Source organism: Streptomyces parvus (genome assembly GCF_014648875.1).
Taxonomy (GTDB): Bacteria; Actinomycetota; Actinomycetes; order Streptomycetales; family Streptomycetaceae; genus Streptomyces; species Streptomyces parvus.
Genome location: NZ_BMRY01000004.1, coordinates 78,101 through 102,802, shown reverse-complemented (window position 1 = coordinate 102,802; position 24,702 = coordinate 78,101). Strand labels below are relative to the sequence as shown.

The 24,702-nt window shown below is 72.1% G+C and carries 18 protein-coding genes and 1 riboswitch; of the genes, 6 read left to right on the top strand and 12 right to left on the bottom strand.

Annotation, left to right across the window (positions count from 1 at the left end; translation table 11 throughout):
- Nucleotides 1-3: 3 nt before the first annotated feature.
- Nucleotides 4-2,991, bottom strand: coding sequence for a bifunctional acetate--CoA ligase family protein/GNAT family N-acetyltransferase (locus IE140_RS14095; protein WP_189460410.1), 2,988 nt, complete (start codon nt 2,989-2,991; stop codon nt 4-6).
- A gap of 96 nt (nt 2,992-3,087) precedes the next feature.
- Here IE140_RS14095 and IE140_RS14090 point away from each other — a divergent pair, with 96 nt between their 5' ends.
- On the top strand, nt 3,088-3,369 hold the full coding sequence (locus tag IE140_RS14090; protein ID WP_032767773.1) for an HPr family phosphocarrier protein: 282 nt from the start codon (nt 3,088-3,090) through the stop codon (nt 3,367-3,369).
- 184 nt (nt 3,370-3,553) lie between these two features.
- On the opposite strand, the gene IE140_RS14085 is transcribed toward IE140_RS14090, so the two are convergent.
- The 4 genes from IE140_RS14085 to IE140_RS14070 all read right to left on the bottom strand — a co-directional run bounded on the left by IE140_RS14085 (nt 3,554) and on the right by IE140_RS14070 (nt 8,452).
- Nucleotides 3,554-4,261 carry a GntR family transcriptional regulator gene (locus IE140_RS14085; protein ID WP_006128095.1) on the bottom strand — a complete coding sequence of 236 codons (708 nt, stop codon included), beginning with the start codon at nt 4,259-4,261 and terminating at the stop codon, nt 3,554-3,556.
- A 180-nt stretch (nt 4,262-4,441) separates the two neighbouring features.
- Nucleotides 4,442-5,257, bottom strand: a complete 816-nt coding sequence (locus tag IE140_RS14080) for a M23 family metallopeptidase (RefSeq protein ID WP_109180355.1) — start codon at nt 5,255-5,257, stop codon at nt 4,442-4,444.
- A gap of 14 nt (nt 5,258-5,271) precedes the next feature.
- Nucleotides 5,272-5,438: riboswitch (cyclic di-AMP (ydaO/yuaA leader) on the bottom strand.
- Between the two features lie 243 nt (nt 5,439-5,681).
- The gene (locus IE140_RS14075; RefSeq protein ID WP_150197536.1) at nt 5,682-7,052 is read right to left on the bottom strand and encodes a M16 family metallopeptidase; all 1,371 of its coding nucleotides are present in this window, start codon (nt 7,050-7,052) and stop codon (nt 5,682-5,684) included.
- Nucleotides 7,053-7,078: 26 nt separating this feature from the next.
- Nucleotides 7,079-8,452 (bottom strand): M16 family metallopeptidase, encoded by a 1,374-nt coding sequence (locus tag IE140_RS14070; RefSeq protein ID WP_032781039.1) that lies wholly within the window; start codon nt 8,450-8,452, stop codon nt 7,079-7,081.
- A gap of 292 nt (nt 8,453-8,744) precedes the next feature.
- On the opposite strand from IE140_RS14070, the gene IE140_RS14065 reads away from it, so the two are divergent.
- A complete protein-coding gene (locus IE140_RS14065) occupies nt 8,745-11,201 on the top strand; it encodes a DNA gyrase/topoisomerase IV subunit A (RefSeq protein ID WP_093444131.1) in 2,457 nt (818 codons plus the stop codon).
- Nucleotides 11,202-11,279: 78 nt separating this feature from the next.
- Here IE140_RS14065 and IE140_RS14060 read toward each other — a convergent pair whose 3' ends face one another.
- Together IE140_RS14060 and IE140_RS14055 are read right to left on the bottom strand one after the other, a co-directional pair.
- Nucleotides 11,280-12,416, bottom strand: a complete 1,137-nt coding sequence (locus tag IE140_RS14060) for a CobW family GTP-binding protein (protein ID WP_150197537.1) — start codon at nt 12,414-12,416, stop codon at nt 11,280-11,282.
- 28 nt (nt 12,417-12,444) lie between these two features.
- Nucleotides 12,445-13,599 carry a citrate synthase/methylcitrate synthase gene (locus IE140_RS14055; protein ID WP_189460408.1) on the bottom strand — a complete coding sequence of 385 codons (1,155 nt, stop codon included), beginning with the start codon at nt 13,597-13,599 and terminating at the stop codon, nt 12,445-12,447.
- A gap of 111 nt (nt 13,600-13,710) precedes the next feature.
- Here IE140_RS14055 and IE140_RS14050 point away from each other — a divergent pair, with 111 nt between their 5' ends.
- Nucleotides 13,711-15,000 carry a citrate synthase gene (locus tag IE140_RS14050; protein ID WP_150196631.1) on the top strand — a complete coding sequence of 430 codons (1,290 nt, stop codon included), beginning with the start codon at nt 13,711-13,713 and terminating at the stop codon, nt 14,998-15,000.
- Nucleotides 15,001-15,007: 7 nt separating this feature from the next.
- Here the strand turns inward: IE140_RS14050 and IE140_RS14045 are convergent, their stop codons facing one another.
- Complete coding sequence (locus IE140_RS14045) at nt 15,008-16,027, bottom strand: LacI family DNA-binding transcriptional regulator (RefSeq protein WP_150196632.1); 1,020 nt, start codon at nt 16,025-16,027, stop codon at nt 15,008-15,010.
- Between the two features lie 230 nt (nt 16,028-16,257).
- On the opposite strand from IE140_RS14045, the gene IE140_RS14040 reads away from it, so the two are divergent.
- On the top strand, nt 16,258-17,940 hold the full coding sequence (locus tag IE140_RS14040) for an ATP-binding protein (protein WP_150196633.1): 1,683 nt from the start codon (nt 16,258-16,260) through the stop codon (nt 17,938-17,940).
- Nucleotides 17,937-18,611, top strand: a complete 675-nt coding sequence (locus tag IE140_RS14035) for a response regulator (protein ID WP_088575284.1) — start codon at nt 17,937-17,939, stop codon at nt 18,609-18,611. The genes IE140_RS14040 and IE140_RS14035 overlap by 4 nt, the downstream gene beginning before the upstream one ends.
- A gap of 26 nt (nt 18,612-18,637) precedes the next feature.
- Here IE140_RS14035 and IE140_RS14030 read toward each other — a convergent pair whose 3' ends face one another.
- The 3 genes from IE140_RS14030 to IE140_RS14020 all read right to left on the bottom strand — a co-directional run bounded on the left by IE140_RS14030 (nt 18,638) and on the right by IE140_RS14020 (nt 23,040).
- A complete protein-coding gene (locus IE140_RS14030) occupies nt 18,638-20,230 on the bottom strand; it encodes a monocarboxylic acid transporter (RefSeq protein ID WP_150196634.1) in 1,593 nt (530 codons plus the stop codon).
- Nucleotides 20,227-20,670, bottom strand: a complete 444-nt coding sequence (locus IE140_RS14025; RefSeq protein ID WP_150196641.1) for a DUF485 domain-containing protein — start codon at nt 20,668-20,670, stop codon at nt 20,227-20,229. Before IE140_RS14025 ends, IE140_RS14030 begins: the two co-directional genes overlap by 4 nt.
- A gap of 243 nt (nt 20,671-20,913) precedes the next feature.
- Nucleotides 20,914-23,040: a DNA gyrase/topoisomerase IV subunit B gene (locus IE140_RS14020; RefSeq protein ID WP_093444136.1), complete on the bottom strand. Its 2,127-nt coding sequence runs from the start codon at nt 23,038-23,040 to the stop codon at nt 20,914-20,916.
- A 447-nt stretch (nt 23,041-23,487) separates the two neighbouring features.
- Here IE140_RS14020 and IE140_RS14015 point away from each other — a divergent pair, with 447 nt between their 5' ends.
- Nucleotides 23,488-23,721: a DUF7455 domain-containing protein gene (locus IE140_RS14015; protein WP_006128079.1), complete on the top strand. Its 234-nt coding sequence runs from the start codon at nt 23,488-23,490 to the stop codon at nt 23,719-23,721.
- 129 nt (nt 23,722-23,850) lie between these two features.
- Here the strand turns inward: IE140_RS14015 and IE140_RS14010 are convergent, their stop codons facing one another.
- Entirely contained in the window at nt 23,851-24,681 is an 831-nt protein-coding gene (locus IE140_RS14010) for a S1 family peptidase (RefSeq protein WP_150196635.1), read from the bottom strand.
- Nucleotides 24,682-24,702 lie beyond the last annotated feature (21 nt).

Below are 24,702 nucleotides of genomic sequence, written 5' to 3'. Positions count from 1 at the left end.
GTCTCAGTAGTTCGGAAGGCGGCGGGGCCCGACGTCGCTCCGGGCGGGCGGCGGGGCCAGCCGGACGCTCGCGCCGAGCACGGTGAGCCCCTGCGGGGCGACGACGACGGGTTCGAGGGCGACGGAGACCACCTCCGGGTGGTCGTCGACCAGCCGGGACAGCCGCAGCAGCAGCTCTTCGAGCGCGGCCGTGTCCACCGGGGCCGAGCCGCGCCAGCCGAACAGCACCGGGGCCGCCCTGATGGACCGGATCAGTTCGGCGGCGTCCCGGTCGGTGGCGGGGACCAGCCGGTGCGCGGTGTCGCCGAGCAGTTCGGAGGGCGCGCCCGCGAGGCCGAAGGAGAGAATCGCCCCGGCGGCCGCGTCGATGGAGGCCCGCACGACGGTGTCCACACCGCGCGGGGCCATCGCCTGGACGACGGGGAGCAGTTCAGCGGGCTTGCCGAGGAGGTCGGTGAGCTCTCCGTACGCCCGGCGCAGCGCCTCCTCGTCGGCGACGTCGAGGCGGACCCCGCCGAGGTCGGCGCGGTGGCGCAGGTGGGGTGCGGTGGTCTTGAGGGCCACCGGGTAGCCGAGCCGGGCCGCCGCGGCGACGGCCGCCTCGGGATCGGAGGCGGGGAGGGTCGGGCGTACGTCGATGCCGTAGTGGCCGAGCAGCTCACGGGCCTCGTCGTGGCTGAGCGGGCGCCCGCGCGGGTCGGGGGCGGTGGCGAGCTGCGCCTCGATCAGGGCGGCGGCCCCGGCCTCGTCGATGGTGTCGTCGAGGAACTCGGGGATCTTGCCGGGCACGGCCGCCTGCCGCCGCCACTGGGCGTACTTCACGGCCTCGGCGAGGGCGCGTACGGCCCGTTCGGCTGCGGGGTAGGCGGGGATACGGCCGGGGCGGGGTGTGGCTTCCTGGCTGGTGGCGGCTTCGTGGCTTGTGGCGGCTTCCGGGCCGGTGGTCGCTCCGGGGCCGGTGGTCGCTTCGAAGGTGGTGGCCGCTTCAGGGGCGGCGGGCGCGGCCGGGGCGGCTCCCTGGGGTGCGGGCGTGCCGGCGGTCGTGGCCCGGGCCGTCGTGGCCGTGGTGGCCGCTCGCGGCTGGGCGGCGGGGGTCACCGTACGGGGACGGGGGGCCGCCGTGCTGCTCGCGGCGGCCAGTGCCTCGGCGAGGCCGCCGATCTCGACGTGGACGACGGCCACCGGCTTGGCCGACCCCCCGGCCACCGCCTTGGTCAGGGCCTCGGCCAGGACCTGGCCGTCGCCGGTCTCGGCCTCCCCGTTCTCCCCCACCCACGGGATGGCGGTGACGATCACGGCGTCGCAGGTCCCGTCCGCCAGCGCTTCGGCCAGCGCGTCGCGGAAGTCCTGCGGGGAGGCGGCGGTGGTGAGGTCGATCGGAGGGCGCGGGCGCAGCCCCTCGGCGAGGCAGGCGTCGTACGTCAGGAGGCCGAGGGACTCGGAGTTGCCGAGGATGGCGACCCTGGGGCCGGCCGGGAGGGGCTGGCCCGCCAGCAGGAGTCCGGCGTCGACCATCTCGGTCACGGTGTCGACCCGGATGACACCGGCCTGGCGCATCAGCGCGGAGACCGTGGTGTCGGGGATGCGGCTGACCGGGACGGCGTGGCCGGGCGGATTGGTGCCGCTGTGCCGGGCGCCCTTCACCACGACGACGGGCTTCACGGCGGCGGTGCGGCGGGCGAGACGGGTGAACTTGCGGGGATTGCCGAGCGATTCGAGGTAGAGCAGCGCGACGTCGGTGTCGGGGTCCTCGAAGGAGTACTGGAGGAAGTCGTTGCCGGAGACGTCGGCCCGGTTGCCCGCCGAGATGAACGAGGACAGGCCCGCACCGCGCCGGTGGAGGCCGGAGAGCAGGGCGATGCCGATCGCGCCGGACTGGGTGAACAGGCCGATCCGGCCGCGGGCGGGCGACTCGGGGGCCAAGGAGGCGTTCAGCCGGACGGTCTCGGCGGTGTTGATGATGCCGAAGGCGTTCGGGCCGATGATCCGCATGCCGTACGAGCGGGCCTGGCGGACGAGTTCGCGCTGGAGCTCGCGGCCCTCGGCGCCCCGCTCGGCGTATCCGGCGGAGAGGACGACCAGGCCCTGGACGCCGTGCTCGCCGCAGTCGGCGACGGCCTCGGGGACGCGGTGGGCGGGGACGGCGATGACGGCGAGGTCGACCTGTTCGTCGATCTCGCCGAGCGAGCGGTGGGCGGGGACGCCGTCGAGGGTGGCGAGGCCCTCGTCGAAGGCGCGGTTCACGGCGTAGGTGCGGCCGGTGTAGCCGGCGGCGAGGAGGTTGCGCAGGACCGTGCGGCCCACGCCGCCGGGGGTGCGGCCGGTGCCGATGACCGCGACGGAGCCGGGGGCGAGGAGGCGCTGCACCGAGCGGGCCTCGGCGCGCTGTTCGCGGCCGCGCTGGACGGCGAGGGACTTCTCGGTGGGTTCGAGGTCGAGGGTGAGGTGGACGGAGCCGTCCTCGAAGCTGCGGCGCTGGGTGTACCCGCCGTCCCGGAACACCTTGATCATTTTGTTGTTGGCGGGGAGCACCTCGGCGGCGAAGCGCCGGATGCCGCGCTCGCGGGCGACCGCGGCGATGTGTTCGAGCAGCGCCGATGCGACGCCGCGGCCCTGGTGGGCGTCCTGGACGAGGAAGGCGACCTCGGCCTCGTCGGCGGGGGCGGAGGCGGGGCGGCCCGTGTCGTCGATGCGGTCGTAGCGGACGGTCCCGATGAACTCGCCGCCGATCGTGACCGCCAGTCCGACCCGGTCGACGTAGTCGTGATGGGTGAAGCGGTGCACGTCCCGGTCGGATAGACGGGGATACGGGGCGAAGAAGCGGTAGTACTTCGACTCGTCGGACACCTGCTCGTAGAAGCTGACCAGTCGCTCGGCGTCGTCCGTGGTGATCGGCCTGATGCGCGCGGTGCCCCCGTCGCGGAGGACCACGTCCGCTTCCCAGTGGTCGGGGTACGCGTGATGCGGACTCTGTTCCGGCGTGGGCTCCATGGCCAAAGCCTACGACCGGACCGGAGACCGGGCACAGCACCACGCACCGCATGAGAGACTGGTCTAGACAACCGTTGATATGTGAAGGGCAGAACCATGGCTGAGCGCCGCGTAAACGTCGGTTGGGCCGAGGGCCTGCACGCCCGCCCCGCTTCCATCTTCGTCCGTGCCGCCACGGCCTCCGGCGTCCCCGTGACGATCGCCAAGGCCGACGGCAACCCGGTCAACGCCGCCTCCATGCTGGCCGTGCTCGGTCTGGGCGCGCAGGGCGGCGAGGAGATCGTGCTCTCGTCCGACGCGGACGACGCCGAGGCCGCTCTGGACCGGCTGGCGAAGCTGGTTGCCGAGGGCCTGGAAGAGCTTCCGGAGACCGTCTGACCCCTCCGTCTCCGGTCCGTCCGGATACGACCCGTGCGAGAGCCGTGACCCGTGATCCCTTCACGGGTCACGGCTCTCGCGTTTCCGGGAATCGGGAAAGATCCCGGAAAGAGCCGCACCTCGATAATGCGGGCAGCACGAAATAGCGCCCCTAAATTACTTCTCTTTGTATACGGCACTTCTGTTAATGCCGGACACTCGCCGTGTTTACGCCGTGTTGCGAACTTCTCACCGGGGGAACTGGGCCGGTGCGGCGCCCCGGGAGATCCGGCCGGCGGAGCCGGTGCTCGGCGGTGGAGCGTTCCGCGTGCTGGGCGGTGAGCGCCCTCGCCCGCTCCGCGTCGCCGCGCGCCACGGCGTCCACGATCGCGCCGCGCTCGGCCCAGGAGTCGACCGGGCGGGCCGGCTGCTCGACCGCGTACATCCAGGCGATCTTGTGGCGGAGCTGGGTGAGCAGCGCGATGAGCCCGGGGCTGCCGGAGGCCTGGGCCAGGGTCTCGTGGAACCAGCCGCCCAGGGAGCGCAGATCCTCGCCCTCGCCCCGGCGGGCCCGCTCCTGGCCCAGCCTGACCAGACCGCGGAGCACCTTGAGATGGGCTTCCGTGCGGCGCTGGGCGGCACGGGCCGCCCCCAGCGGCTCCAGGAGCATCCGCACCTCCAGGAGGTCGGCCGCCTCCTGCACGGTGGGCTCGGCGACACAGGCGCCGGCGTGCCTGCGGGTGACCACGAACCCCTCGGACTCCAGCGTGCGCAGCGCCTCGCGGACCGGGACGCGGGAGACCCCGTAGCGGCGTGCCAGCAACTCCTCGGTGAGGCGGCTGCCGCGCTCGTAGACACCGGAGACGATGTCGTCACGGATCGCCGTGCATACCGAATGCGCGGGAATGCGCATATCCGAACCTCCGCCTTGATCCCCGCGAAACGCGGCCGCCCGACGTCTGTTCCGTGACTCTATGACAATCCGTCGGAATTTCCGATGGCGGGCCGGAATCCAGGGATATCTTCACGCGGGAATTACCGAAGGCCCCGGCGGATGCCGGGGCCTTCGGACGGTGGATCGCGCGGGGTGGGGTCAGACGTTCAGACCGTGGGAGCGCAGGTAGGCGACGGGGTCCATGTCGGAGCCGTAGTCGGGGGTGGTGCGGGCCTCGAAGTGCAGGTGCGGGCCGGTGGAGTTGCCGGTGGAGCCGGAGAGGCCGATCTGCTGGCCGGAGGAGACGCTCTGGCCGACGGAGACGCCGATCGAGGAGAGGTGGCCGTACTGGGTGTACGTGCCGTCGGCCATCCGGAGCACGATGTTGTTGCCGTACGCGCCGCCCCAGCCCGCCTCGACGACCGTGCCGGCGCCGACCGCGACGACGGAACTGCCGGAGGCGGCCCGGAAGTCCACGCCGGAGTGGCTGCCGGAGGACCAGAGGGAGCCGCCGGCGTTGTAGCCGGTGGTGACGTGGGAGCCGGCGACCGGGAGGTGGAACGCGTTCAGCCGGGCGCGCTCGGCGGCGCGGGCGGCGCGGGCCTTCTCCTCGCGGATCTCCTTGGCGCGGGCCTCGGCCTTGCGCTCGGCCTCGGCCTTCGCCTTGGCCTTGGCGGCCTTCTCGCGGGCCTCGGCGGCGGCCTTGGCCTTCGCCTTGGCGACCGCGTCGGCCTGCCGCTGCTGGGCGTGGGCCTGCGCGTCGATCTGCTCGGCGAGGGTGGCGTCGAGGGAGAGGGCCTGGGTGAGGCCGGTGTCGGCGACCTTGGCGGCCTCGGTGTCCGCGGCGAGGGCCGGGGAGGACAGCGAGCCGAGGACTCCGGTGGTGGCCAGGGCCGCGATGCCGGCGGCCTGGGCGCTCCGGCGCGTGAGGCGGCTCGGGGCACGGTGCTTCCCGGTGGCACGGGTGAACGCCATGGAGGAGCTGGTTCCTTTCCTTCCTTCTCGCCTACCGGGTTAGCTGACGGGTTCGGAGCAGGAAGGTCTCCTACGGATCCCCGCGCCGGTTCGCGGCTCGGGACTCCGATTCACCCCAGGGACTGCGTGGGTCCCCGGCTCCCCAGGCTCGCGCCTGACGGGGACTCGGCGATGACTGCCCGGCGCCGCGGCTGCGGCATACGGGTGACGGACAGCCGGGCCGACGCTAGGCGGGGCGACTTCCCATCACCAAACGGACAAGGGGATTTGTCGCGCATCCCACAGGGCAGACAGGCAACCACTCCCATAAAAGGTGTGAAGCGGATCAAACAGACAAAAACACAGGAACCCGACGAAATCCTGTCCGTCGGGGTCCTGTTCGCGGCAGTGGCCGCACAGCGGGCGGCCGTGCGCCGCGGTGGCGTCAGCCGGTGACGACGGTCACCTCTCCGATACCGAGGGCCTTCACCGGCTCCGCGATCCGCGCGGCGTCCCCGACGAGGACCGTGACCAGCCGGTCGACCGGGAAGGCGTTGACCGCGGCGGCGGTCGCCTCCACGGTGCCCGTCTCGGCGAGCCGGGCGTAGAGGTGGGCCTGGTAGTCGTCGGGGAGGTGCTGCTCGACCTGGTCGGCCAGCGTGCTCGCGACGGACGCGGCGGTCTCGAACTTCAGCGGGGCGACGCCCACCAGGTTCTGCACGGCCGTCTCGCGCTCGGTGTCGGTCAGCCCCTCGGCGGCCAGCGTCCGCAGGACCTTCCAGAGGTCGTCCAGGGCCGGTCCGGTGGACTCGGTGTCCACCGAGCCACTGATCGCGAGCATCGCCGCGCCGCCCGAGTCGGGGCCGGAGGAGCGCAGCACCTGGGCGAAGGCGCGGACGCCGTAGGTGTAGCCCTTCTCCTCGCGCAGCACCCGGTCCAGCCGGGAGGTGAGGGTCCCGCCCAGGCAGTACGTGCCGAGCACCTGCGCGGGCCACACACGCTCGTGCCGGTCGGCGCCGATACGGCCGATCAGCAGCTGGGTCTGGACCGCGCCGGGGCGGTCCACGATGACCACGCGGCCGGTGTCGTCCGCGGTGATGGGCGGCACCGGGCGGGCCTGGGCGGTGGTGCCCGACCAGTCGCCGAGGGTCTCCGCCAGCAGCGCGTCCAGGTCGATGCCGGTCAGGTCGCCGACGATCACGGCGGTCGCGGTGGACGGGCGGATGTGGGCGTCGAAGAAGGCGCGCACGGCGGCCGCGTCGATCCGCCGGACCGTCTCCTCGGTGCCCAGACGCGGGCGGGACATCCGGGCGGTGGCCGGGAACAGCTCCTTGGAGAGCTGCTTGGCGGCGCGCCGGGACGGGTTGGCGTGCTCGTGCGGGATCTCGTCGAGGCGGTTGCCCACCAGGCGCTCGATCTCGCTCTCGGCGAAGGCGGGGGCCCGCAGCGCCTCGGCGACCAGGCCGAGGGCCTTGGCCAGCCGGGAGGCCGGGACCTCCAGGGAGACCCGGACCCCGGGGTGGTCGGCGTGCGCGTCGAGCGTGGCGCCGCAGCGCTCCAGCTCGGCGGCGAACTCCTCGGCGCTGTGCTTGTCGGTGCCCTCGGAGAGCGCCCGCGACATGATCGTGGCCACGCCGTCGAGGCCCTCGGGCTCGGCCTCCAGAGGCGCGTCCAGGAAGATCTCCACGGCGACGACCTGCTGGCCGGGGCGGTGGCAGCGCAGCACGGTCAGCCCGTTGGGCAGAGCGCCGCGCTCGGGCGCCGGGAAGGCCCACGGGCGGGCCGTGCCGGGCGTGGGCTGCGGGTGGAACTCCATGGCTACTCCAGTGACGGCGGCGTCGCTCACTTGGCCGCCCCCTCGTGCGCGTCGGTGCCCTCGGTGCCGTCTTCACCCTCGGCGGCCTCGTCGGCCGGCTCGACGGGCTCGTAGACCAGCACCGCCCGGTTGTCGGGGCGCAGGGCGGCCGCGGCCGCCGCGCGCACCTCCTCCGCGGTGACGTCCAGGACGCGGCCCACGGCGGTCAGGGCGAGCTGCGGGTCGCCGAACAGGACGGCGTAACGGCACAGTTCGTCGGCGCGGCCGGCGACCGTGCCGAGCCGGTCGAGCCACTCGCGCTCCAACTGCGCCTGGGCCCGCTCCATTTCCTCGGGGGTGGGCCCCTCGGCGGCGAACCGGGCCAGCTCCTCGTCGACGGCGGCCTCGATCGTCTCCACCTCGACGCCGCCGGACGTCTTCACGTCCAGCCAGCCCAGCGAGGGCGCCCCGGCGAGCCGCAGCAGGCCGAACCCCGCCGCCACGGCCGTACGGTCGCGGCGGACCAGGCGGTTATGCAGCCGGGAGGACTCTCCGCCGCCCAGCACGGTCAGCGCCAGGTCCGCGGCGTCGCAGGCGCGGGTGCCGTCGTGCGGGAGGCGGTAGGCGGCCATCAGGGCGCGCGCCGGAACCTCCTCGTGGACCACTTCGCGCAGCTGCTCGCCGATGATCTCGGGCAGCGTCCCGTCGCGCGGCGGCTGCTTGCCGTCGTGGGAGGGGATGGAGCCGAAGTACTTCTCGATCCAGGCGAGGGTCTGCTCGGGGTCGATGTCGCCGACCACCGAGAGCACCGCGTTGTTGGGCGCGTAGTACGTACGGAAGAACGCGCGGGCGTCCTCCAGCGTGGCCGCGTCCAGGTCGGCCATGGAGCCGATCGGGGTGTGGTGATAGGGGTGGCCCTCGGGGTAGGAGAGGGCGGTCAGCTTCTCGAACGCGGTGCCGTAGGGCACGTTGTCGTAACGCTGACGGCGCTCGTTCTTGACGACGTCGCGCTGGTTCTCCATGGACTCCTCGTCGAGCGCGGCGAGGAGGGAGCCCATCCGGTCGGCTTCGAGCCACAGGGCGAGCTCCACCTGGTGGGTGGGCATGGTCTCGAAATAGTTGGTCCGCTCGAAGCTGGTCGTTCCGTTGAGCGAGCCGCCGGCTCCCTGGACGAGCTCGAAGTGACCGTTCCCCTTGACCTGGCCCGAGCCCTGGAACATCAGGTGCTCGAAGAGGTGAGCCAGGCCGGTGCGTCCCTTGACCTCGTGGCGCGAGCCGACGTCGTACCAGAGGCAGACCGCGGCGACCGGGGTCAGATGGTCCTCGGAGAGCACCACACGCAGGCCGTTGGCCAGGCGGTGCTCGGTCGCTGTCAAGCCGCCGGAGCCGGCCTGTGCGGTGGCCGTGTGACCCATGGGCATGTACGTCCCTTCGATCGCGATACTGGACTTCCTGCCAGACCTGCCACTCTAAGCAAGCGCACCGGCACCTGGCGAAGTTCCCGTTCGGTGGATGTTTCCGTCGATGGTGTCGCGAACGCCCTCGACGGCGTACCGCCCGGGCGGCTTCGGACCGTCCTCGGGACAGCCCTTCGGACGGGTCGAGGTCGGCGTTGTCAGCGGGGCGGTCCACAATGGACCGCGTCAGCAGCTCGTGTTGTCCCGAACAAGCTCAGGTCGCCCGAACAGAATCCGTGAAGGAGTCGCAGCCGCGATGGCCCGCCGTAGCACGAAGACCCCGCCTCCGGACGACTTCGAGGAGAAGATCCTCGACATCGACGTCGTCGACGAAATGCAGGGCTCCTTCCTCGAGTACGCGTACTCGGTGATCTACTCCAGGGCCCTGCCCGACGCCCGCGACGGCATGAAGCCGGTGCACCGCCGCATCGTGTCCCAGATGAACGAGATGGGACTGCGCCCCGACCGCGGCTATGTGAAGTGCGCCCGGGTCGTCGGCGAGGTCATGGGCAAGCTGCACCCGCACGGCGACGCCTCGATCTACGACGCCCTGGTCCGCATGGCGCAGCCGTTCTCGATGCGCCTCCCCCTGGTCGACGGACACGGCAACTTCGGCTCCCTCGGCAACGACGACCCGCCGGCCGCCATGCGGTACACCGAGTGCCGGATGGCCGACGCCACATCGTTGATGACCGAGGCGATCGACGAGGACACCGTCGATTTCCAGTCGAACTACGACGGCCAGGAGCGCGAGCCGGCCGTCCTCCCCGCCGCCTACCCGAACCTCCTGGTCAACGGGGTCTCCGGGATCGCCGTGGGCATGGCCACCAACATGCCCCCGCACAATCTGGGCGAGGTCATCGCCGCCGCCCGGCACCTGATCAAGCACCCGGGCGCCGACGTCGAGACGCTGATGCGCTTCGTCCCGGGACCCGACCTGCCCACCGGCGGCCGGATCGTCGGACTCACCGGCATCAAGGACGCGTACACGGCGGGCCGCGGCTCGTTCAAGATCCGCGCCACCGTCTCCGTGGAGAACGTGACCGCCCGCCGCAAGGGCCTCGTCGTCACCGAACTGCCCTTCACCGTCGGCCCGGAGAAGGTGATCGCCAAGATCAAGGACCTGGTCTCGGCGAAGAAGCTCCAGGGCATCGCCGACGTCAAGGACCTCACCGACCGGGCGCACGGACTGCGCCTCGTCATCGAGGTGAAGAACGGCTTCGTGCCGGAAGCGGTGCTGGAGCAGCTCTACAAGCTGACGCCGATGGAGGAGTCCTTCGGCATCAACAACGTGGCGCTGGTCGACGGCCAGCCGCTCACCCTGGGCCTCAAGGAGCTGCTGGAGGTCTATCTCGACCACCGCTTCGAGGTCGTGCGCCGGCGCAGCGAGTTCCGCCGCACCAAGCGGCGCGACCGGCTGCACCTGGTCGAGGGGCTGATCGTCGCCCTCCTCGACATCGACGAGGTCATCCGGATCATCCGGGACAGCGACAACTCCGCGCAGGCGAAGGAGCGCCTGATGGCGCACTTCTCGCTGAGCGAGATCCAGACGCAGTACATCCTGGACACCCCGCTGCGCCGCCTCACCCGCTTCGACCGGATCGAGCTGGAGAGCGAGCGCGACAAGCTGAACGGCGAGATCGACGCGCTGACCGCGATCCTGGAGTCGGACGCGGAGCTGCGCAAGCTGGTCTCCTCGGAGCTGGCGGCCGTGGCGAAGAAGTTCGGCACGGACCGGCGGACGGTGCTGCTGGAGTCGGCCGGCTCGCAGATCGCGTCCGTGCCGCTGGAGGTGGCGGACGACCCGTGCCGGGTGCTGCTCTCCTCGACGGGCCTGCTGGCCCGTACGGCGAACGCGGAGCCCGTCGAGATCTCCGAGGACGCCCGGCGGACCAAGCACGACGTGATCGTGTCGGCGGTGGCGGCGACGGCCCGGGGCGACGTCGGGGCGGTCACGTCGACCGGCCGGCTGCTGCGGCTCTCGGTGATCGACCTGCCGCAGCTGCCGGACACGCACGCGGAGCCGAATCTCTCGGGCGGGGCGCAGATCTCCGAGTTCCTCACGCTGGAGGCGGACGAGGAGCTGATCTGCCTCACGACGCTCGTGGAGGACTCTCCGGGGCTCGCGATCGGCACACTCCAGGGCGTGGTGAAGCGCGTCGTGCCGGACTACCCGGCCAACAAGGACGAGTTGGAGGTCATCACCCTCAAGGACGGTGACCGCATCGTGGGCGCGACCGAGCTGCGGACGGGCGAGGAGGACCTGGTGTTCATCACGTCCGACGCCCAGTTGCTCCGCTACCCGGCGGCTTCGGTGCGTCCGCAGGGGCGGCCCGCCGGAGGCATGGCGGGCGTCAAGCTGGCGGCCGGGGCCGAGGTGCTGTCGTTCACGGCGGTGGACCCGGCGGCCGACGCGGTCGTGTTCACGGTGGCCGGATCGCACGGCACGCTGGACGATTCGGTGCTGACGTCCAAGCTCACCCCGTTCGACCAGTATCCGCGCAAGGGCCGGGCCACCGGCGGCGTGCGCTGCCAGCGGTTCCTGAAAGGCGAGGACGTCCTGGTCTTCGCCTGGGCGGGTCCCGTCCCGGCCCGGGCCGCCCAGCAGAACGGCACCCCGGCGAAGCTGCCGGCTCCGGACCCGAGGCGGGACGGTTCGGGCACGCCGCTGCTGGAGAAGGTGGCCGTGATCGCGGGACCGCCGCTGTACTGACGCTGCCGTACGGCCGACGCCGCCTGCGTGCGGTGGGGAGCGGCCGCGAGGGTGTCACGCCCCCGCGGCCGCTCCTCGCTACGCCTCCACGGCCGCTTCCCGTACGTCGGCTCCATCGGCCTCCGCGTCCCCTTCGCGGGCGGGCTCCGGCACGTAACGGAGCACGCCCCACATGGCGCGTTCGGTGTCAGCGGCGTCGGGCTCCGGCTCCGCGCGGCAGGCGGCGAGCCCGGCCGTCAGCGCGTCGGCGTCGATGCCCGCGCCGATCATGACGAGCTGGGTGAGGCGCTGTTCGCCGCGCGCCCACGGCCGGGGGGCGAAGCGCAGGAACCGGCCGACCGCGTGCAGCACGTAGGAGTTGTCCCCGTCCCCCGCGCCGAAGTCGACGAACCCCTTGATCCGGTAGAGGCCCTCGGGCCGGGAGTCGAGGAAGGCCATGAAGCGGCGCGGGTCCATCGGCACGTCGGCGGTGAAGTCGACACTCTCGTAGGCCGCGTGGAGGTGGACGGCGTGCCCGTGGCCGTCGCACTCCTCGTGCTCGTCGCACTCCTCCTGGCGCAGCAGGTCCTCGAAGCTCAGCTGCCCCGCCATCTCCTCGCCGTCCGGCCGCAGCGCGGGATCGAAGAGCAGCTCGGGATCGATCCGGCCGTGCTCGGCGGAGATCACGGCGGCGGGGCCGCTCAGCTCCGCGACCGTCGCCCGCAGCCGCTCCCGCTCGTCCTCCTCCACCCGGTCGGTCTTGTTCAGGACGACGAGGTCGGCGACGGCGAGATGGCGGTCCAGCTCCGGGTGCCGCTGACGGGTGGCGTCGAACTCCGCCGCGTCGACGACCTCCACGAGGCCTCCGTACAGGATGTGCGGGTTCTCGCTGGCCAGCAGCATGCGGACGAGTTCCTGGGGTTCGGCCAGTCCGCTCGCCTCGATGACGATCACGTCCAGCCGGGCGGACGGCCGGGTCAGCGTCTCCAGGAAGGTGTCGAGTTCGCTCGCGTCCACGGCGCAGCACAGGCAGCCGTTGCCCAGCGAGACCGTCGAGCCGACCTGCCCCGACACGGTCATGGCGTCGATCTCGATGGCCCCGAAGTCGTTGACGATCACGCCGATCCGGGTGCCCGCCCGGTTGCGGAGCAGATGGTTCAGGAGCGTGGTCTTGCCGGAGCCGAGGAAGCCCGCCAGGACGACGACCGGGATCTGCGGGGTACGGGGCGGCGGGATCAAACGGGGGGCCTTCCTGGGAGCGTCGTCAGGGTGCCGGGACCGGCTGCGGCGGGGTCGCGCCGACGTAGCGGGCCGCCGGGCGGATGATCTTCGAGTCCTCCGCCTGCTCCAGGATATTGGCGCTCCAGCCGATCATCCGCGCCGCGCAGAAAGTGGGGGTGAACATCGCGCGCGGCAGCCCGCACAGCTCCATGACCACCCCGGCGTAGAACTCCACGTTGGTGTGCAGCTCCCGGCCCGGCTTGAGCTCGGCGAGGATCGCCTCGACCTGGGCCTCCACCTCCACGGCGAAGTCGACGAGCGGGCCGCCGAAGCCCTGGGCGATCGACTTGAGCATCCGGGAGCGCGGGTCCTCGGTGCGGTAGACGGGGTGGCCGAAGCCCATGATGCGGCGGCCGGAGAGGACCTGTTCGCGGATCCAGCCGTCGATCCGGTCCGGGGTGCCGATGGCGTCCAGGGTGTCCAGGGCCCGGCTGGGCGCTCCGCCGTGCAGCGGCCCGGAGAGCGCACCGACCGCCGCCACCAGGCAGGCGGCCAGGTCGGCTCCGGTGGAGGCGACGACGCGGGCGGTGAAGGTGGAGGCGTTGAATCCGTGGTCGACGGTCGAGACGAGGTACTGCTCGATCGCCCGGACCTGCTCGGGCCCGGGCTCCGAGCCGGTCAGCATGTACAGGTAGTTCGCGGCGTGCGGCAGGTCCGCGCGGGGTGCGACCGGCTCCAGTCCCTGGCCGAGGCGGTGGAGGGCGGTCAGGATCGTGGGCACGGCCGCGCAGACGGCGAGCGCGTCCTCGCGTCGGCGCCCGGCGTCGATGTCGTACACCGGGCGGAAGCCGGCCGAGGCGCCGAGCAGGGAGAGCGCGGTGCGCAGGCCCGCGAGGGGGCCCGGGACGGCGCTCGCGCGGGCGATGGCGGGCAGGGCCCCGGTCACATCGGCGGGGAGCGTGCGCAGGCCCGCCGTACGGGCCGCGAAGTCGGCGGCCTCGGTCCGGTCGGGCAGCTCCCCGTGGAACATCAGGTACCACACGTCCTCGAAGGAGCGGGTCTGCGCCAGCTCGATCGCCGAGTACTGGCGGTAGTGGTAGAAGCCTTCGCGGCCACGGACGTCACCCAGGGCGGTGTCGGTGACGACGACACCGGCGAGGCCACGGGGGACGGCGGGGGCGACGGGGGTGGTGGTCATGGCTGCTCTCTCCTCCGTGCATGCAACATTGATTCGACTGTCCATGCTTGACAGAAGATCTGTCAATGTTGATTGAATCAATGCATGTGCGGAGTGGATACGGTGGTTTCCATGACGGATCAACCAGGGCCCGAGCGGCACGACGCCCCCCGGCTCACCACCCGGCAGGCGGCCGAACTGCTGGGCGTGAAGCCGGAGACGGTGTACGCCTACGTCAGCCGGGGCCAGCTCAGCAGCGTGCGGGCGGCCGGGGGGCGGGGCAGCACGTTCGACGCCGAGGAGGTCCGGGCGCTGGCGCGGCGTTCGGGGCGCCGGGACCCGTCCCCGGCCGGGGGCGACCTGGCCTTCCGGACGGGCATCACGCTCATCGAGGACGACCGCTGCTACTTTCGCGGGGTCGACGCGACGGAGCTGGCCCGGCGCTACGGCTACGAGGAGGTCGCCGAGTGGCTGTGGACGGGGGAGCCACGGCCCGGCGCCCGGTTCGCCGCGCCCGCCGGGACCCTCGCGGCGGCCCGCAGGGCGGTCGAGGCGCTGCCCGCGCACAGCGGGTCGACGGACCGGCTGCGGGTGGCGGTGACGGCTGCCGCGGCCACGGATCCGCTGCGCTTCGACCTGTCGCCGGAGGCGGTGCTGAACAGTGCGCGCGGCCTGATCCCGACGCTGGTGGGCGCGTTGCCGGTGCTGGGCGGTCCGGCGGCCGAAGGGGGGCCGCTGGCGGCGGAGCTGTGGTCACGGCTCACCCCGGAGCCAGCCGACGCCCCGTCCCTCGCCGTGCTGGACGCGGCCCTGGCGCTGCTGATCGACCACGACCTGGCGGCCTCCACCCTGGCCGCCCGGGTCGCCGCCTCCGCGCGGGCCCATCCGTACGCCGTGATCTCGGCGGGTCTCGGCGTGCTGGAGGGGCCGCTGCACGGTGCGGCGAGCGGCCTGGCGCACCGGCTGCTCCGGGAAGCGGTGGACCGGGGCAGCGCGGTCCCGGTGGTCGCCGACCATCTGCGGACGGGCCGGCGGGTGCCCGGGCTGGGCCACCGGATCTACCGGGGCGAGGACCCCCGGGCGACCGTTCTGTTCGAGCTGCTGGCGGAGGTTCCGCAGGCGGCCGGGGCACTGGCGGCGGCCCGTGAGGTGGTGGCCACGACGGCGCGGCACGCTCCGCTGCACGCCAACGTCGACCTGGCGCTGGCGGTCCTGTCGGTCTCCCGGGGGATGGCGGCGGACGCGGGCGAGACCGTGTTCGCGGTGTCCCGTACGGCGGGCTGGGTCGCCCACGCGCTGGAGGAGTACGGGGAGCGCCCGCTCCGCATCCGGCCGAACGGGCAGTACACCGGTCCCCGGCCCCCGCAGCCCTTCCCTCGGGACGGATCAGGTCCGGACCAAGGGCCGGACAGCGCAAATTAGCTACGGATCACAGGGAATTCCCGCGCGGCGGCTGGGCGGTGGACCCGCGCACCACCAGCTCCGGCTCGAAGAGCAGTTCGTCCGAGGGCACGGCCCGCCCGCCGATCTGCACCGAGAGCAGTTCCACGGCCGCGCGCCCCATGGCCTCGATGGGCTGGCGGACGGTGGTCAGGGGCGGCTCGGTGCAGTTCATGAAGGCCGAGTCGTCGTAGCCGACGACGGACACGTCGCCGGGCACCGAGAGCCCCCGGCGGCGGACGGCGCGCACGGCACCCAGCGCGAGCGGGTCGCTGGCACAGATGATGCCGGTGACGCCCCGCTCCAGCAGCCGCGTCGCGGCGGCCTGCCCGCCTTCCAGCGAGAACATGGCCCGGGCCACCCACTCGTCGGGGATGCTCGTGCCGGTCTCCTCGGCGAGCACCCGGGCGGCGGCGAGCTTGCGCTGCGAGGGCACGTGGTCCGAGGGGCCGAGGACGAGTCCGATGCGCTCGTGGCCGAGCGAGACGAGATGACGCCAGGCCTGCTCGACGGCGACGGAGTCGTCGCAGGAGACGCTGGGGAAGCCGAGGTGTTCGATGGCCGCGTTGATCAGCACGACGGGGATCTTGCGGTCGGCGAGCACCTTGTAGTGGTCGTGCGGGGCGTCGGCCTGGTGGTAGAGGCCGCCCGCGAAGACCACACCGGAGACCTGCTGCTGGAGGAGCAGCTCGACGTAGTCGGCCTCGGAGACGCCGCCCTTGGTCTGGGTGCAGAGCACCGGGGTCAGCCCCTGCTGGGCGAGCGCACCGCCGACCACTTCGGCGAAGGCCGGGAAGATCGGGTTCTGCAGCTCGGGCAGGACCAGGCCGACCAGCCGGGCGCGTTCGCCGCGCAGCTGGGTCGGGCGTTCGTAGCCGAGGACGTCCAGCGCGGAGAGGACGGCCTGCCGGGTGGCGTCGGAGACGCCCGGCTTGCCGTTCAGCACCCGGCTGACCGTCGCCTCGCTGACTCCCACCTTCTGGGCCACTTGAGCAAGTCGTCGCGTCATGAACGCAAGATTAGCGCAAAAAACGCAAGAAGATTGCGTTGATGGCGAACTCCCTCGGAACGCTCACGAGGGCAGCGCCGTCACTCTCGGGGAGGCAGCGTTGAAACGCTCACAGACGCGGCGGCTGTAAGCAAGGGGGAGGCAGGAGCCGCGCGGACCGGACGCCCGAATTCCCGGGCTCCGCGCGACGGGATTTCCGCCCCGGCCGCCCGGCCCTTACCGTCTCTACGATGAACGCCCCACCGACCCCCGGCCGGGGTCCGCGCCGGTTCGGCTGGCCCCAGCGGGTCTTCTCCCAGGTCCTGCTGATGCAGCTGGCCATCATCACCGGTGTGACGATCCTGGTCACCGGCCTCTTCCTGGCCCCGCTCAGCGAGCAGCTGGACGACCAGGCGATGCGTCGCGCCCTGGCCATCGCCCAGTCCACCGCCGCCGACCCGGACATCGTGGCGAACCTGAGCAGCACGGACCCGTCGGACGGGGGCCCGGTCCAGTCGGCCGCCGAGCGGGTCAGGAGGGCGACCGGCGCGGAGTACGTCGTCGTCATGAACCAGCGCGGGGTGCGCTGGTCGCATCCCGACACCCACCGGATCGGCGCCGTCGTCTCCACCGACCCCGGCGAGGCGCTGCGCGGCCGTGAGGTGATGGAGATCGACAGCGGCACCCTCGGCCGCTCGGCGCGGGGCAAGGTGCCGTTGTTCGGCCCGTCCGGCGAGGTGATCGGCGCGGTGTCCGTGGGTATCGCGTACGACAGTGTCCGCGCCCGGCTCCTCGCGGCGATCCCGGGGCTGCTCGCGTACGCGGGCGGGGCCCTGGCCGTCGGAGCGCTCGCCGCGTATCTGATCTCCCGGCGCTTGCAGCGGCAGACCCATGACCTGGCGTTCTCCGACATCTCCGCGCTGCTGACCGAACGCGAGGCCATGTTGCACGGCATCCGCGAAGGGGTCGTCGCCCTCGACGGGGCCGGCCGCCTCCGGCTGCTGAACGACGAGGCGCAGCGGCTGCTGGGGCTGGGCCCGGAGGCGGCGGGCCGCCCGCTGGAGGAGGTGCTGGGCGACGGCAGGACCACGGACGTGCTGGCGGGGCGGGTGGTCGGCGACGACCTGCTGGCGGTACGGGGCAGCCGGGTGCTGCTGGCCAACCGGATGCCCACGGACGACGGCGGAGCCGTGGTGACCCTGCGCGACCGCACCGAGCTGGAGCACCTGGGCCGCGAGCTCGACTCCACCACGGGGCTGATCGACGCCCTGCGCGCCCAGGACCATGAGCACGCGAACCGGCTGCACACCCTGCTGGGGCTGCTGGAGCTGGAGATGCACGAGGACGCGATGGAGTTCGTGACCGAGGTGGTGGGTGTGCACCGGGCGACGGCCGAGCAGGTCACGGAGAAGGTCCAGGACCCGCTGCTGGCCGCCCTCCTCGTCGGCAAGACGACGGTCGCCGCCGAGCGCGGTGTCTCGCTGCGGCTGGCTCCCGGCACGCTGCTGCCGGACCGGGTGGTCGATCCCCGGGGTCTGGTGACGGTGGTGGGCAACCTCGTCGACAACGCCACGGACGCGGCGGCCGGATCGGACGGGGCCCGGATCGAGATCGGGCTGCGGACCGAGGGACGTACGGTGGTCCTGTCAGTACGCGACAGCGGCCCCGGCGTCCCGCAGGACCAGCACGCGTCGATCTTCACGGAGGGCTGGTCCACCAAGGACGTCCCGGCGCACGGCAAACGCGGCCTCGGGCTCGCCCTCGTACGGCGGCTCGCCGAGCGCCAGGGAGGCAGTGTGACGGTGTCCGGGGCGGACGGCGGCGGCGCGGTGTTCACGGTCGTCCTTCCGGAGGCGCTGGCGGAGCCCGCCGCCGAATCCCCGGCCGGTGCGCCGCACCCCACGCGTCCGGCGACGACGGGAGAGCAGCGGTGATCGAGGTCCTCATCGTCGACGACGACGTCCGGGTGGCGCAGATCAACGCGGCGTACGTCGCCAAGGTCCCCGGCTTCCGGGTGGCCGCGCAGGCCCACTCGGCGGCCGAGGCGCTGGCGAGGGTCGAGGAGGTCCCGGTGGACCTGATCCTGCTGGACCACTATCTGCCCGACCGCAACGGCCTCGCCGTCGTCCGGGAGCTGCGCCGCCTCGGCCGTCAGGTCGACGTGGTCATGGTGACGGCCGCCCGGGACGTCGCGACCGTGCAGGACGCGATGCGGCACGGTGCGCTCCAGTACCTGGTGAAGCCGTTCACGTACGCCGGTCTGCGCGCGAAGCTGGAGGCGTACGCGGCACTGCGGCAGACACTCGACGGGGGCGGGGAGGCCGAGCAGGCGGAGGTGGACCGGCTCTTCGGCGCGCTGTGGGCGACGGGCGAGCCGGCCCTGCCCAAGGGCCACTCCCCCACCACGGCCGAGCTCGTCCGGGGGGCCCTGCGCGGCGCGGACGGCCCGCTGTCCGCGCAGGAGATCGCCGACAGCGCGGGGATGAGCCGGCAGACCGCCCAGCGCTATCTGAAACTCCTCGAGCGCACCGGCAAGGTGCGGCTGACCCTGCGGTACGGGGAGACGGGCCGCCCGGAACACCGGTACGCCTGGGCCGCGGGCTGAGACACCGCCCGAGGCCTCTCCCGGCTCTACGCCGCCCCGGCCCCCGTCAGCGCCCGCACCTCGGCCTCGGCGTGCTTGGCCTCGTCGGGCGGCTCGGGCGAGATGACCGTACCGATCCAGCCGGCCAGGAAGCCCAGCGGGATCGAGACCAGGCCGGGGTTCTCCAGGGGGAAGAGCTGGAAGTCGACGCCGGGGAACAGGGATGTCGGGCTGCCCGAGACGACGGGTGAGACCAGCACCAGGACGACCGCCGGGACCAGCCCGCCGTACACCGCCCAGACCGCGCCCCGGGTGGTGAAGTTGCGCCAGAACAGCGAGTAGAGCAGGACCGGGAGGTTCGCGGAGGCGGCCACGGCGAAGGCGAGGCCGACGAGGAACGCCACGTTGAGGTCCTGGGCGAGCAGCCCGAGACCGATCGCCACCGCACCGATCCCGGCGGCGGCGGTACGCGCCACGGCGACCTCGCTGCGCTTCTTGCGCCCGGGGCGGCGGAGCGAGGCGTAGAGGTCGTGGGCGACCGAGGCGGACGAGGCGAGCGTGATGCCCGCGACGACGGCCAGGATGGTGGCGAAGGCGATGGCGGCGACCACGGCGAAAAGAATCGTTCCACCGGTCGAGCCCTCGCCGCCGCCCAGATCGAGGGCCAGCAGCGGGATCGCGGTGTTGCCCGCCGCGTTCGACGCACGGACCTCGGCGGAGCCGACGAGCGCGGCGGCACCGAATCCGAGCACGATCGTCATCAGGTAGAAGCTGCCGATCAGGCCGATGGACCAGACGACGGACCGGCGTGCGGCGCGGGCGGTGGGCACGGTGTAGAAGCGCGACAGGATGTGCGGCAGCCCCGCCGTGCCGAGGACCAGGGCCACACCCAGGCTGATGAAGTCGAAGCGCGAGGTCCAGTCCCCGCCGTACCGCAGGCCGGGGGCGAGGAAGTCCTTGCCGTGGCCGCTGCGTTCGGCCGCGGTGTTGAGCAGGCTGTTGATGTTCCCGTGGAAGTGGACCAGGACGAGCACGGTGAGCGCGAGCGCTCCGGCCATCAGCAGGACGGCCTTGACGATCTGGATCCAGGTGGTGGCGCGCATACCGCCGAAGGACACGTAGATCACCATGAGCGCGCCGACCCCGACGACGGTCCAGGACCGGGCCGCGTCGCTCGTCCCGCCGAGCAGCAGAGCCACCAGGCTGCCCGCGCCGACCATCTGGGCGACCAGATACAGCACGGAGACGGTGACGGAGGAGGTGCCGACGGCGGTACGCACCGGGCGCTCCGCCATCCGCGCGGCGACCACATCGGCCAGAGTGAACCGGCCGCAGTTGCGGACGAGTTCGGCGACGAGCAGCAGAACGACCAGCCAGGCGACGAGGAAGCCGACCGAGTAGAGCATGCCGTCGTAGCCGAAGAGGGCGATCAGCCCGGAGATGCCGAGGAAGGAGGCCGCCGACATGTAGTCGCCGGCGATGGCGAATCCGTTCTCCATGGGTGAGAACAGGCGTCCGCCGGCGTAGAACTCCTCGGCGGAGCCCTGCCGGTTGCGGCTGACCCAGGTGGTGATGAAGAGCGTCACCGCGATGAACGCGCTGAACAGCAGCAGGGCGAGGGCCTGGTGGTCTCCTGTCACCGTCCGATCCCTCTCGTCATCTCCTGGGTGTCCCAGCGCAGATCGAGCGCCGCCCGGTCCCTGCGCAGCCGCGCGTGCCGTGCGTACGCCCAGGTGAGCAGGAACGTGGTGAGGAACTGGCCGAGCCCCGCCACCATCGCAACGTTGACGGCTCCGGCGACCGGGCGGGCCATCAGGGCGGGGGCGGTGGTCGCGGCGACCACGTAGGCGAGATACCAGAGCAGGAAGGCGATTGCGGCGGGGGCCACGAAGCGGCGGTAGCGGCGGCGCACCTCGCGGAAGGCGTCGCTGCGGTGCACTTCCAGATAGATGTCGGCCGCGCTGGGCCGGGGGTCCGGCTCCGCCGCCCCGGACGCGTCGAGGGCCGCGGCACCTCGCGTACCGTCCTGGTCGCCCCGGCCGGGGGCCGGTACGTCGTCCCACGGGTCATCGAGCCGCACTCCCGCGGTCTGAGGCCCTGCTTCCTTCTCCACCGAACAACTCCCCTGATCCGCGGACCTTTTCGGCCGCACGGCCAACGATGGGCGGTTCGGGAGGATCCCGGGCGCGTCATTCGCCCGACTTCACCCCTTCAGGTGACAGATATCCGGGACGGCTGCGCGTTTCCCCGGGGAGCCCCGGGGAAACGCAGCGGCCCCGCTCCGGCGGAACCGGGGCGGGGGCCGTGCGGCGGGACCTTGGGGTCAGGCGTCGATGCGCGAGCGGTCCAGGGTGGCCGCGGAGCTGGTGATGAACTCCTTGCGGGGCGCGACCTCGTTGCCCATCAGCAGATCGAAGACCTGCTCGGAGGATTCCAGGTCGCCGATGTTGATGCGCCGCAGTGTGCGGTGGCGCGGGTCCATCGTCGTCTCGGCCAGCTGGTCGGCGTCCATCTCGCCGAGGCCCTTGTAGCGCTGGATCGACTCCTTGATCCGGATGTTCTTGCGCTGGAACTCCAGGAGGGTCTGGCGCAGCTCGTTGTCGGAGTAGGTGTAGACGTACTTGTCCTGGCCCTTCTTGGGCTGGACCAGCTCGATCCGGTGCAGCGGGGGCACCGCGGCGAAGACCCGTCCCGCCTCGACCATCGGGCGCATGTAGCGCTGGAAGAGGGTCAGCAGGAGGGTGCGGATGTGAGAGCCGTCGACATCGGCGTCGGTCATCATGATGACCTTGCCGTAGCGGGCGGCGTCGATGTCGAAGGTCCGCCCGGAACCGGCTCCTATGACCTGGATGATCGCGCCGCACTCGGCGTTCTTCAGCATGTCGGAGACGGACGACTTCTGGACGTTGAGGATCTTGCCCCGGATCGGCAGCAGCGCCTGGAACTCGCTGTTCCGGGCCAGCTTGGCGGTGCCGAGCGCCGAGTCCCCCTCGACGATGAACAGCTCGCTGCGGTCGACGTCGTCGCTGCGGCAGTCGGCGAGCTTGGCGGGCAGCGAGGAGGACTCCAGCGCGGTCTTGCGGCGCTGCGCGTCCTTGTGCTGCCGGGCCGCGATCCGCGTGCGGGCGGCGGCGACGGCCTTCTCCAGCACCGCCCGGGCCTGGGCCTTGGCGTCCCGCTTCGTCGAGGTCAGGAAGGACTTGAGCTCCTTGGCGACGACATTGGCGACGATCCGGTTGGCCGCCGAGGTGCCGAGCACCTCCTTGGTCTGCCCCTCGAACTGCGGCTCGGCGAGCCGCACGGTGACGACGGCGGTGAGCCCTTCGAGGGCGTCGTCCTTGACGACGTCGTCCTCGGCGACGCGCAGCATCTTGGCGGAGCGCAGGGCCTCGTTCACCGTCTTGGTCAGCGAGCGCTCGAACCCGGTGACGTGGGTGCCGCCCTTGGGGGTGGCGATGATGTTCACGAACGACCGTACGGTCGTGTCGTAGCCGGTGCCCCAGCGCAGGGCGATGTCGACGCCGAGCTCGCGGGTGACCTCGGTGGCGGTCATGTGGCCGCGGTCGTCGAGGACCGGGACGGTCTCCTTGAAGGTGCCCGTGCCGCTCAGGCGCTGCACGTCGCAGACGGCCTTGTCCGGGGCCAGGTACTCGCAGAACTCGCTGATCCCGCCGTCGAAGCGGAACGTCTCCTCCGTCTTGCCCTCGCCGTCGAGCCCCCGCTCGTCCCGGACGATGATCGTGAGGCCGGGGACGAGGAAGGCCGTCTGGCGGGCCCGCTGGTAGAGCGTTTCCAGGTTGAGCTTGGCGTCCTTGAGGAAGATCTGGCGGTCCGCCCAGTACCGCACCCGGGTACCGGTGCGGGTCTTGGGGACGCGCTTGCCCTTGCGCAGGCCGTTGGCCGGGTCGAACGGGCTGTCCGGCCCCTGCTCGGTGAACATGCCGGGGACGCCGCGCCGGAAGCTGATGGAGTGGGTCGCGCTGCTGCGGTCGACCTCGACGTCCAGACGGGCGGAGAGGGCGTTGACCACGGAGGCGCCGACGCCGTGGAGACCGCCCGAGGCGGCGTAGGAGCCGCCGCCGAACTTCCCTCCGGCGTGCAGCTTGGTCATGACGACCTCGACGCCGGAGAGACCCGTCTTGGGCTCGACGTCGACCGGGATGCCACGGCCGTTGTCCCGGACCTCGACGGAGGCGTCGTCGTGGAGGATGACCTCGATCTGGTCGCAGTAGCCGCCGAGGGCTTCGTCGACGGAGTTGTCGATGATCTCCCAGAGGCAGTGCATCAGGCCACGGCTGTCGGTGGACCCGATGTACATGCCGGGGCGCTTGCGGACCGCTTCCAGCCCTTCGAGGACGAGGAGGTGCCGCGCGGTGTAGTTGGAGCTGTCCCGGTCGCCTCCTGCTGCGGCCAGCATCGCGGTGGACGGCACGGACGTTTCGGCGGTCACGCGGTTCGCTCCTCGCTGAATTTCATCTGGGGCCCCCGTGGGTATCGGGCTGGGCGTCGGTTGCCGCTGAGAGCCTACAGAGGCCTGGTAGAGCGGTTGTAACGCCACCCTCGGGGAATCCTCATGCTAGTCGAGCCTCATCCAGGCTCGCATGGATGTTCGATCATTCGTTGGAGTGACGTGCACATCACGTTCCCTTCGACGCATGAACCATTTAGGCTCCGGGCACGTCCTCATGAACAAACCGGCAAGCCGGCCGGCGGGACCCACCCCCTAGACAAGCAATGCGAAACCGTAGCGCTCCGCATACGGCACATTCGCCGCCAACCGGCAACAGACAGCCACACCGAGAAGAAGTTTCGAAGAAAAGCCACGAGCGGGAACGTTTTCGGCCTGGTTGGATGTTGACCCTGGTACGACAGCTCGTCGAGCTAGAGAAGAGGCGACGTGACTACTGTTCTGACCCCCGCGAGCCCGCTGACCGCAGCAGACCGCTGTGACCGTTGCGGCGCCCAGGCCTATCTGCGCGTCGTCCTGATCAGCGGCGGTGAACTGCTCTTCTGCGCCCACCACGGGCGCAAGTTCGAGCCGGAACTCAAGAAGATCGCCGCGGAAATACAGGATGAGACGGATCGGCTGACCGCCGTACAGACGGCTGCTGCCGACGAGGACCAACACTGACACCTCGCATTCACGACGAGCCAGGGGCCGGTCCAGGACCGGCCGACGGGCGGCTCCCCCACCGGGGGGAGCCGCCCGTTCTCGTTGCCGGTCACGGGGCCGTACGGCTCCGAGGCGGCCAGGCGTCGCTCAGATGCGGCCCGCGGCCCAGTCCAGGGCGGCGGCGACCCGGGTGTACACCCCGGGGCTGCCCGGCCGCCCGCAGCCGCTGCCCCAGGACACCAGGCCGATGAGCCGCCCACGGGCCACCAGCGGCCCGCCGCTGTCGCCCTGGCACGCGTCCCGGCCCCCCGCGGGTTCGCCCGCACAGAGCATCGCCGAGGCCTTGTACGTACCCTCCCGGCCGCCCGGGTAGGCCCGCGCGCAGTCGCCGTCCGGCAGGACCTGGACCCGGGCGGAGCGCAGCACGGAGGCGTAGGTGCCGCTGCCCGTCGTATCGCCCCATCCGTAGACGTCGGCGGCGGTCCCGGCCCGGTAGGCGGCGTCCCCGCTCCCGGCCATCGGGATGGTCGCGCTCTTCGGCAGGGCGCGGGACAGGGTCAGCACCGCGAGGTCGCCCGCGTTGGAGACCGGGTCGTAGGCGGGGTTCACCCAGATGCGCCGGACCGGGATCTCCCGGCCGCCGGAATCGCTCAGCCGCTCCCGGCCGGCGATGACCAGCAGGTCCTTCACCCGCTTCGCCGGTCCGCCGAGCGCCTCGTCACTCAGACAGTGGGCGGCCGTCAGGATCTTCGTGGGCGCCACGGCCACCCCGCCGCAGAACTGCCCGGAGCGTGTGTCTCCGAAACGGTCCCGGCTCGACAGCGCCACGACCCAGGGGCTGTCCGCCACGGGGGCGGGCTGCCCGCCGACGATGATGCTCTCCGCGACCGCCGCGGAGGGGGCGGCGAGGGGCAGCACGGCCGTGGTGGCGGTCAGGGCGAGCGCCCCGGTCAGGGCACGGACGACGGGACGGGGCATGGAGGCTCCTGACACTGAGGC

What these genes read in the sequence shown, in the direction of transcription:
- IE140_RS14095 (WP_189460410.1), bottom strand. Translation starts at nt 2,991, where the DNA reads ATGGAGCCCACGCCGGAACAGAGTCCGCATCACGCGTACCCCGACCAC.
- IE140_RS14090 (WP_032767773.1), top strand. Translation starts at nt 3,088, where the DNA reads ATGGCTGAGCGCCGCGTAAACGTCGGTTGGGCCGAGGGCCTGCACGCC.
- IE140_RS14080 (WP_109180355.1), bottom strand. Translation starts at nt 5,257, where the DNA reads ATGGCGTTCACCCGTGCCACCGGGAAGCACCGTGCCCCGAGCCGCCTC.
- IE140_RS14050 (WP_150196631.1), top strand. Translation starts at nt 13,711, where the DNA reads ATGACGGATCAACCAGGGCCCGAGCGGCACGACGCCCCCCGGCTCACC.
- IE140_RS14085 (WP_006128095.1), bottom strand. Translation starts at nt 4,261, where the DNA reads ATGCGCATTCCCGCGCATTCGGTATGCACGGCGATCCGTGACGACATC.
- IE140_RS14070 (WP_032781039.1), bottom strand. Translation starts at nt 8,452, where the DNA reads ATGCCCATGGGTCACACGGCCACCGCACAGGCCGGCTCCGGCGGCTTG.
- IE140_RS14075 (WP_150197536.1), bottom strand. Translation starts at nt 7,052, where the DNA reads ATGGAGTTCCACCCGCAGCCCACGCCCGGCACGGCCCGCCCGTGGGCC.
- IE140_RS14040 (WP_150196633.1), top strand. Translation starts at nt 16,258, where the DNA reads ATGAACGCCCCACCGACCCCCGGCCGGGGTCCGCGCCGGTTCGGCTGG.
- IE140_RS14010 (WP_150196635.1), bottom strand. Translation starts at nt 24,681, where the DNA reads ATGCCCCGTCCCGTCGTCCGTGCCCTGACCGGGGCGCTCGCCCTGACC.
- IE140_RS14065 (WP_093444131.1), top strand. Translation starts at nt 8,745, where the DNA reads ATGGCCCGCCGTAGCACGAAGACCCCGCCTCCGGACGACTTCGAGGAG.
- IE140_RS14045 (WP_150196632.1), bottom strand. Translation starts at nt 16,027, where the DNA reads ATGACGCGACGACTTGCTCAAGTGGCCCAGAAGGTGGGAGTCAGCGAG.
- IE140_RS14055 (WP_189460408.1), bottom strand. Translation starts at nt 13,599, where the DNA reads ATGACCACCACCCCCGTCGCCCCCGCCGTCCCCCGTGGCCTCGCCGGT.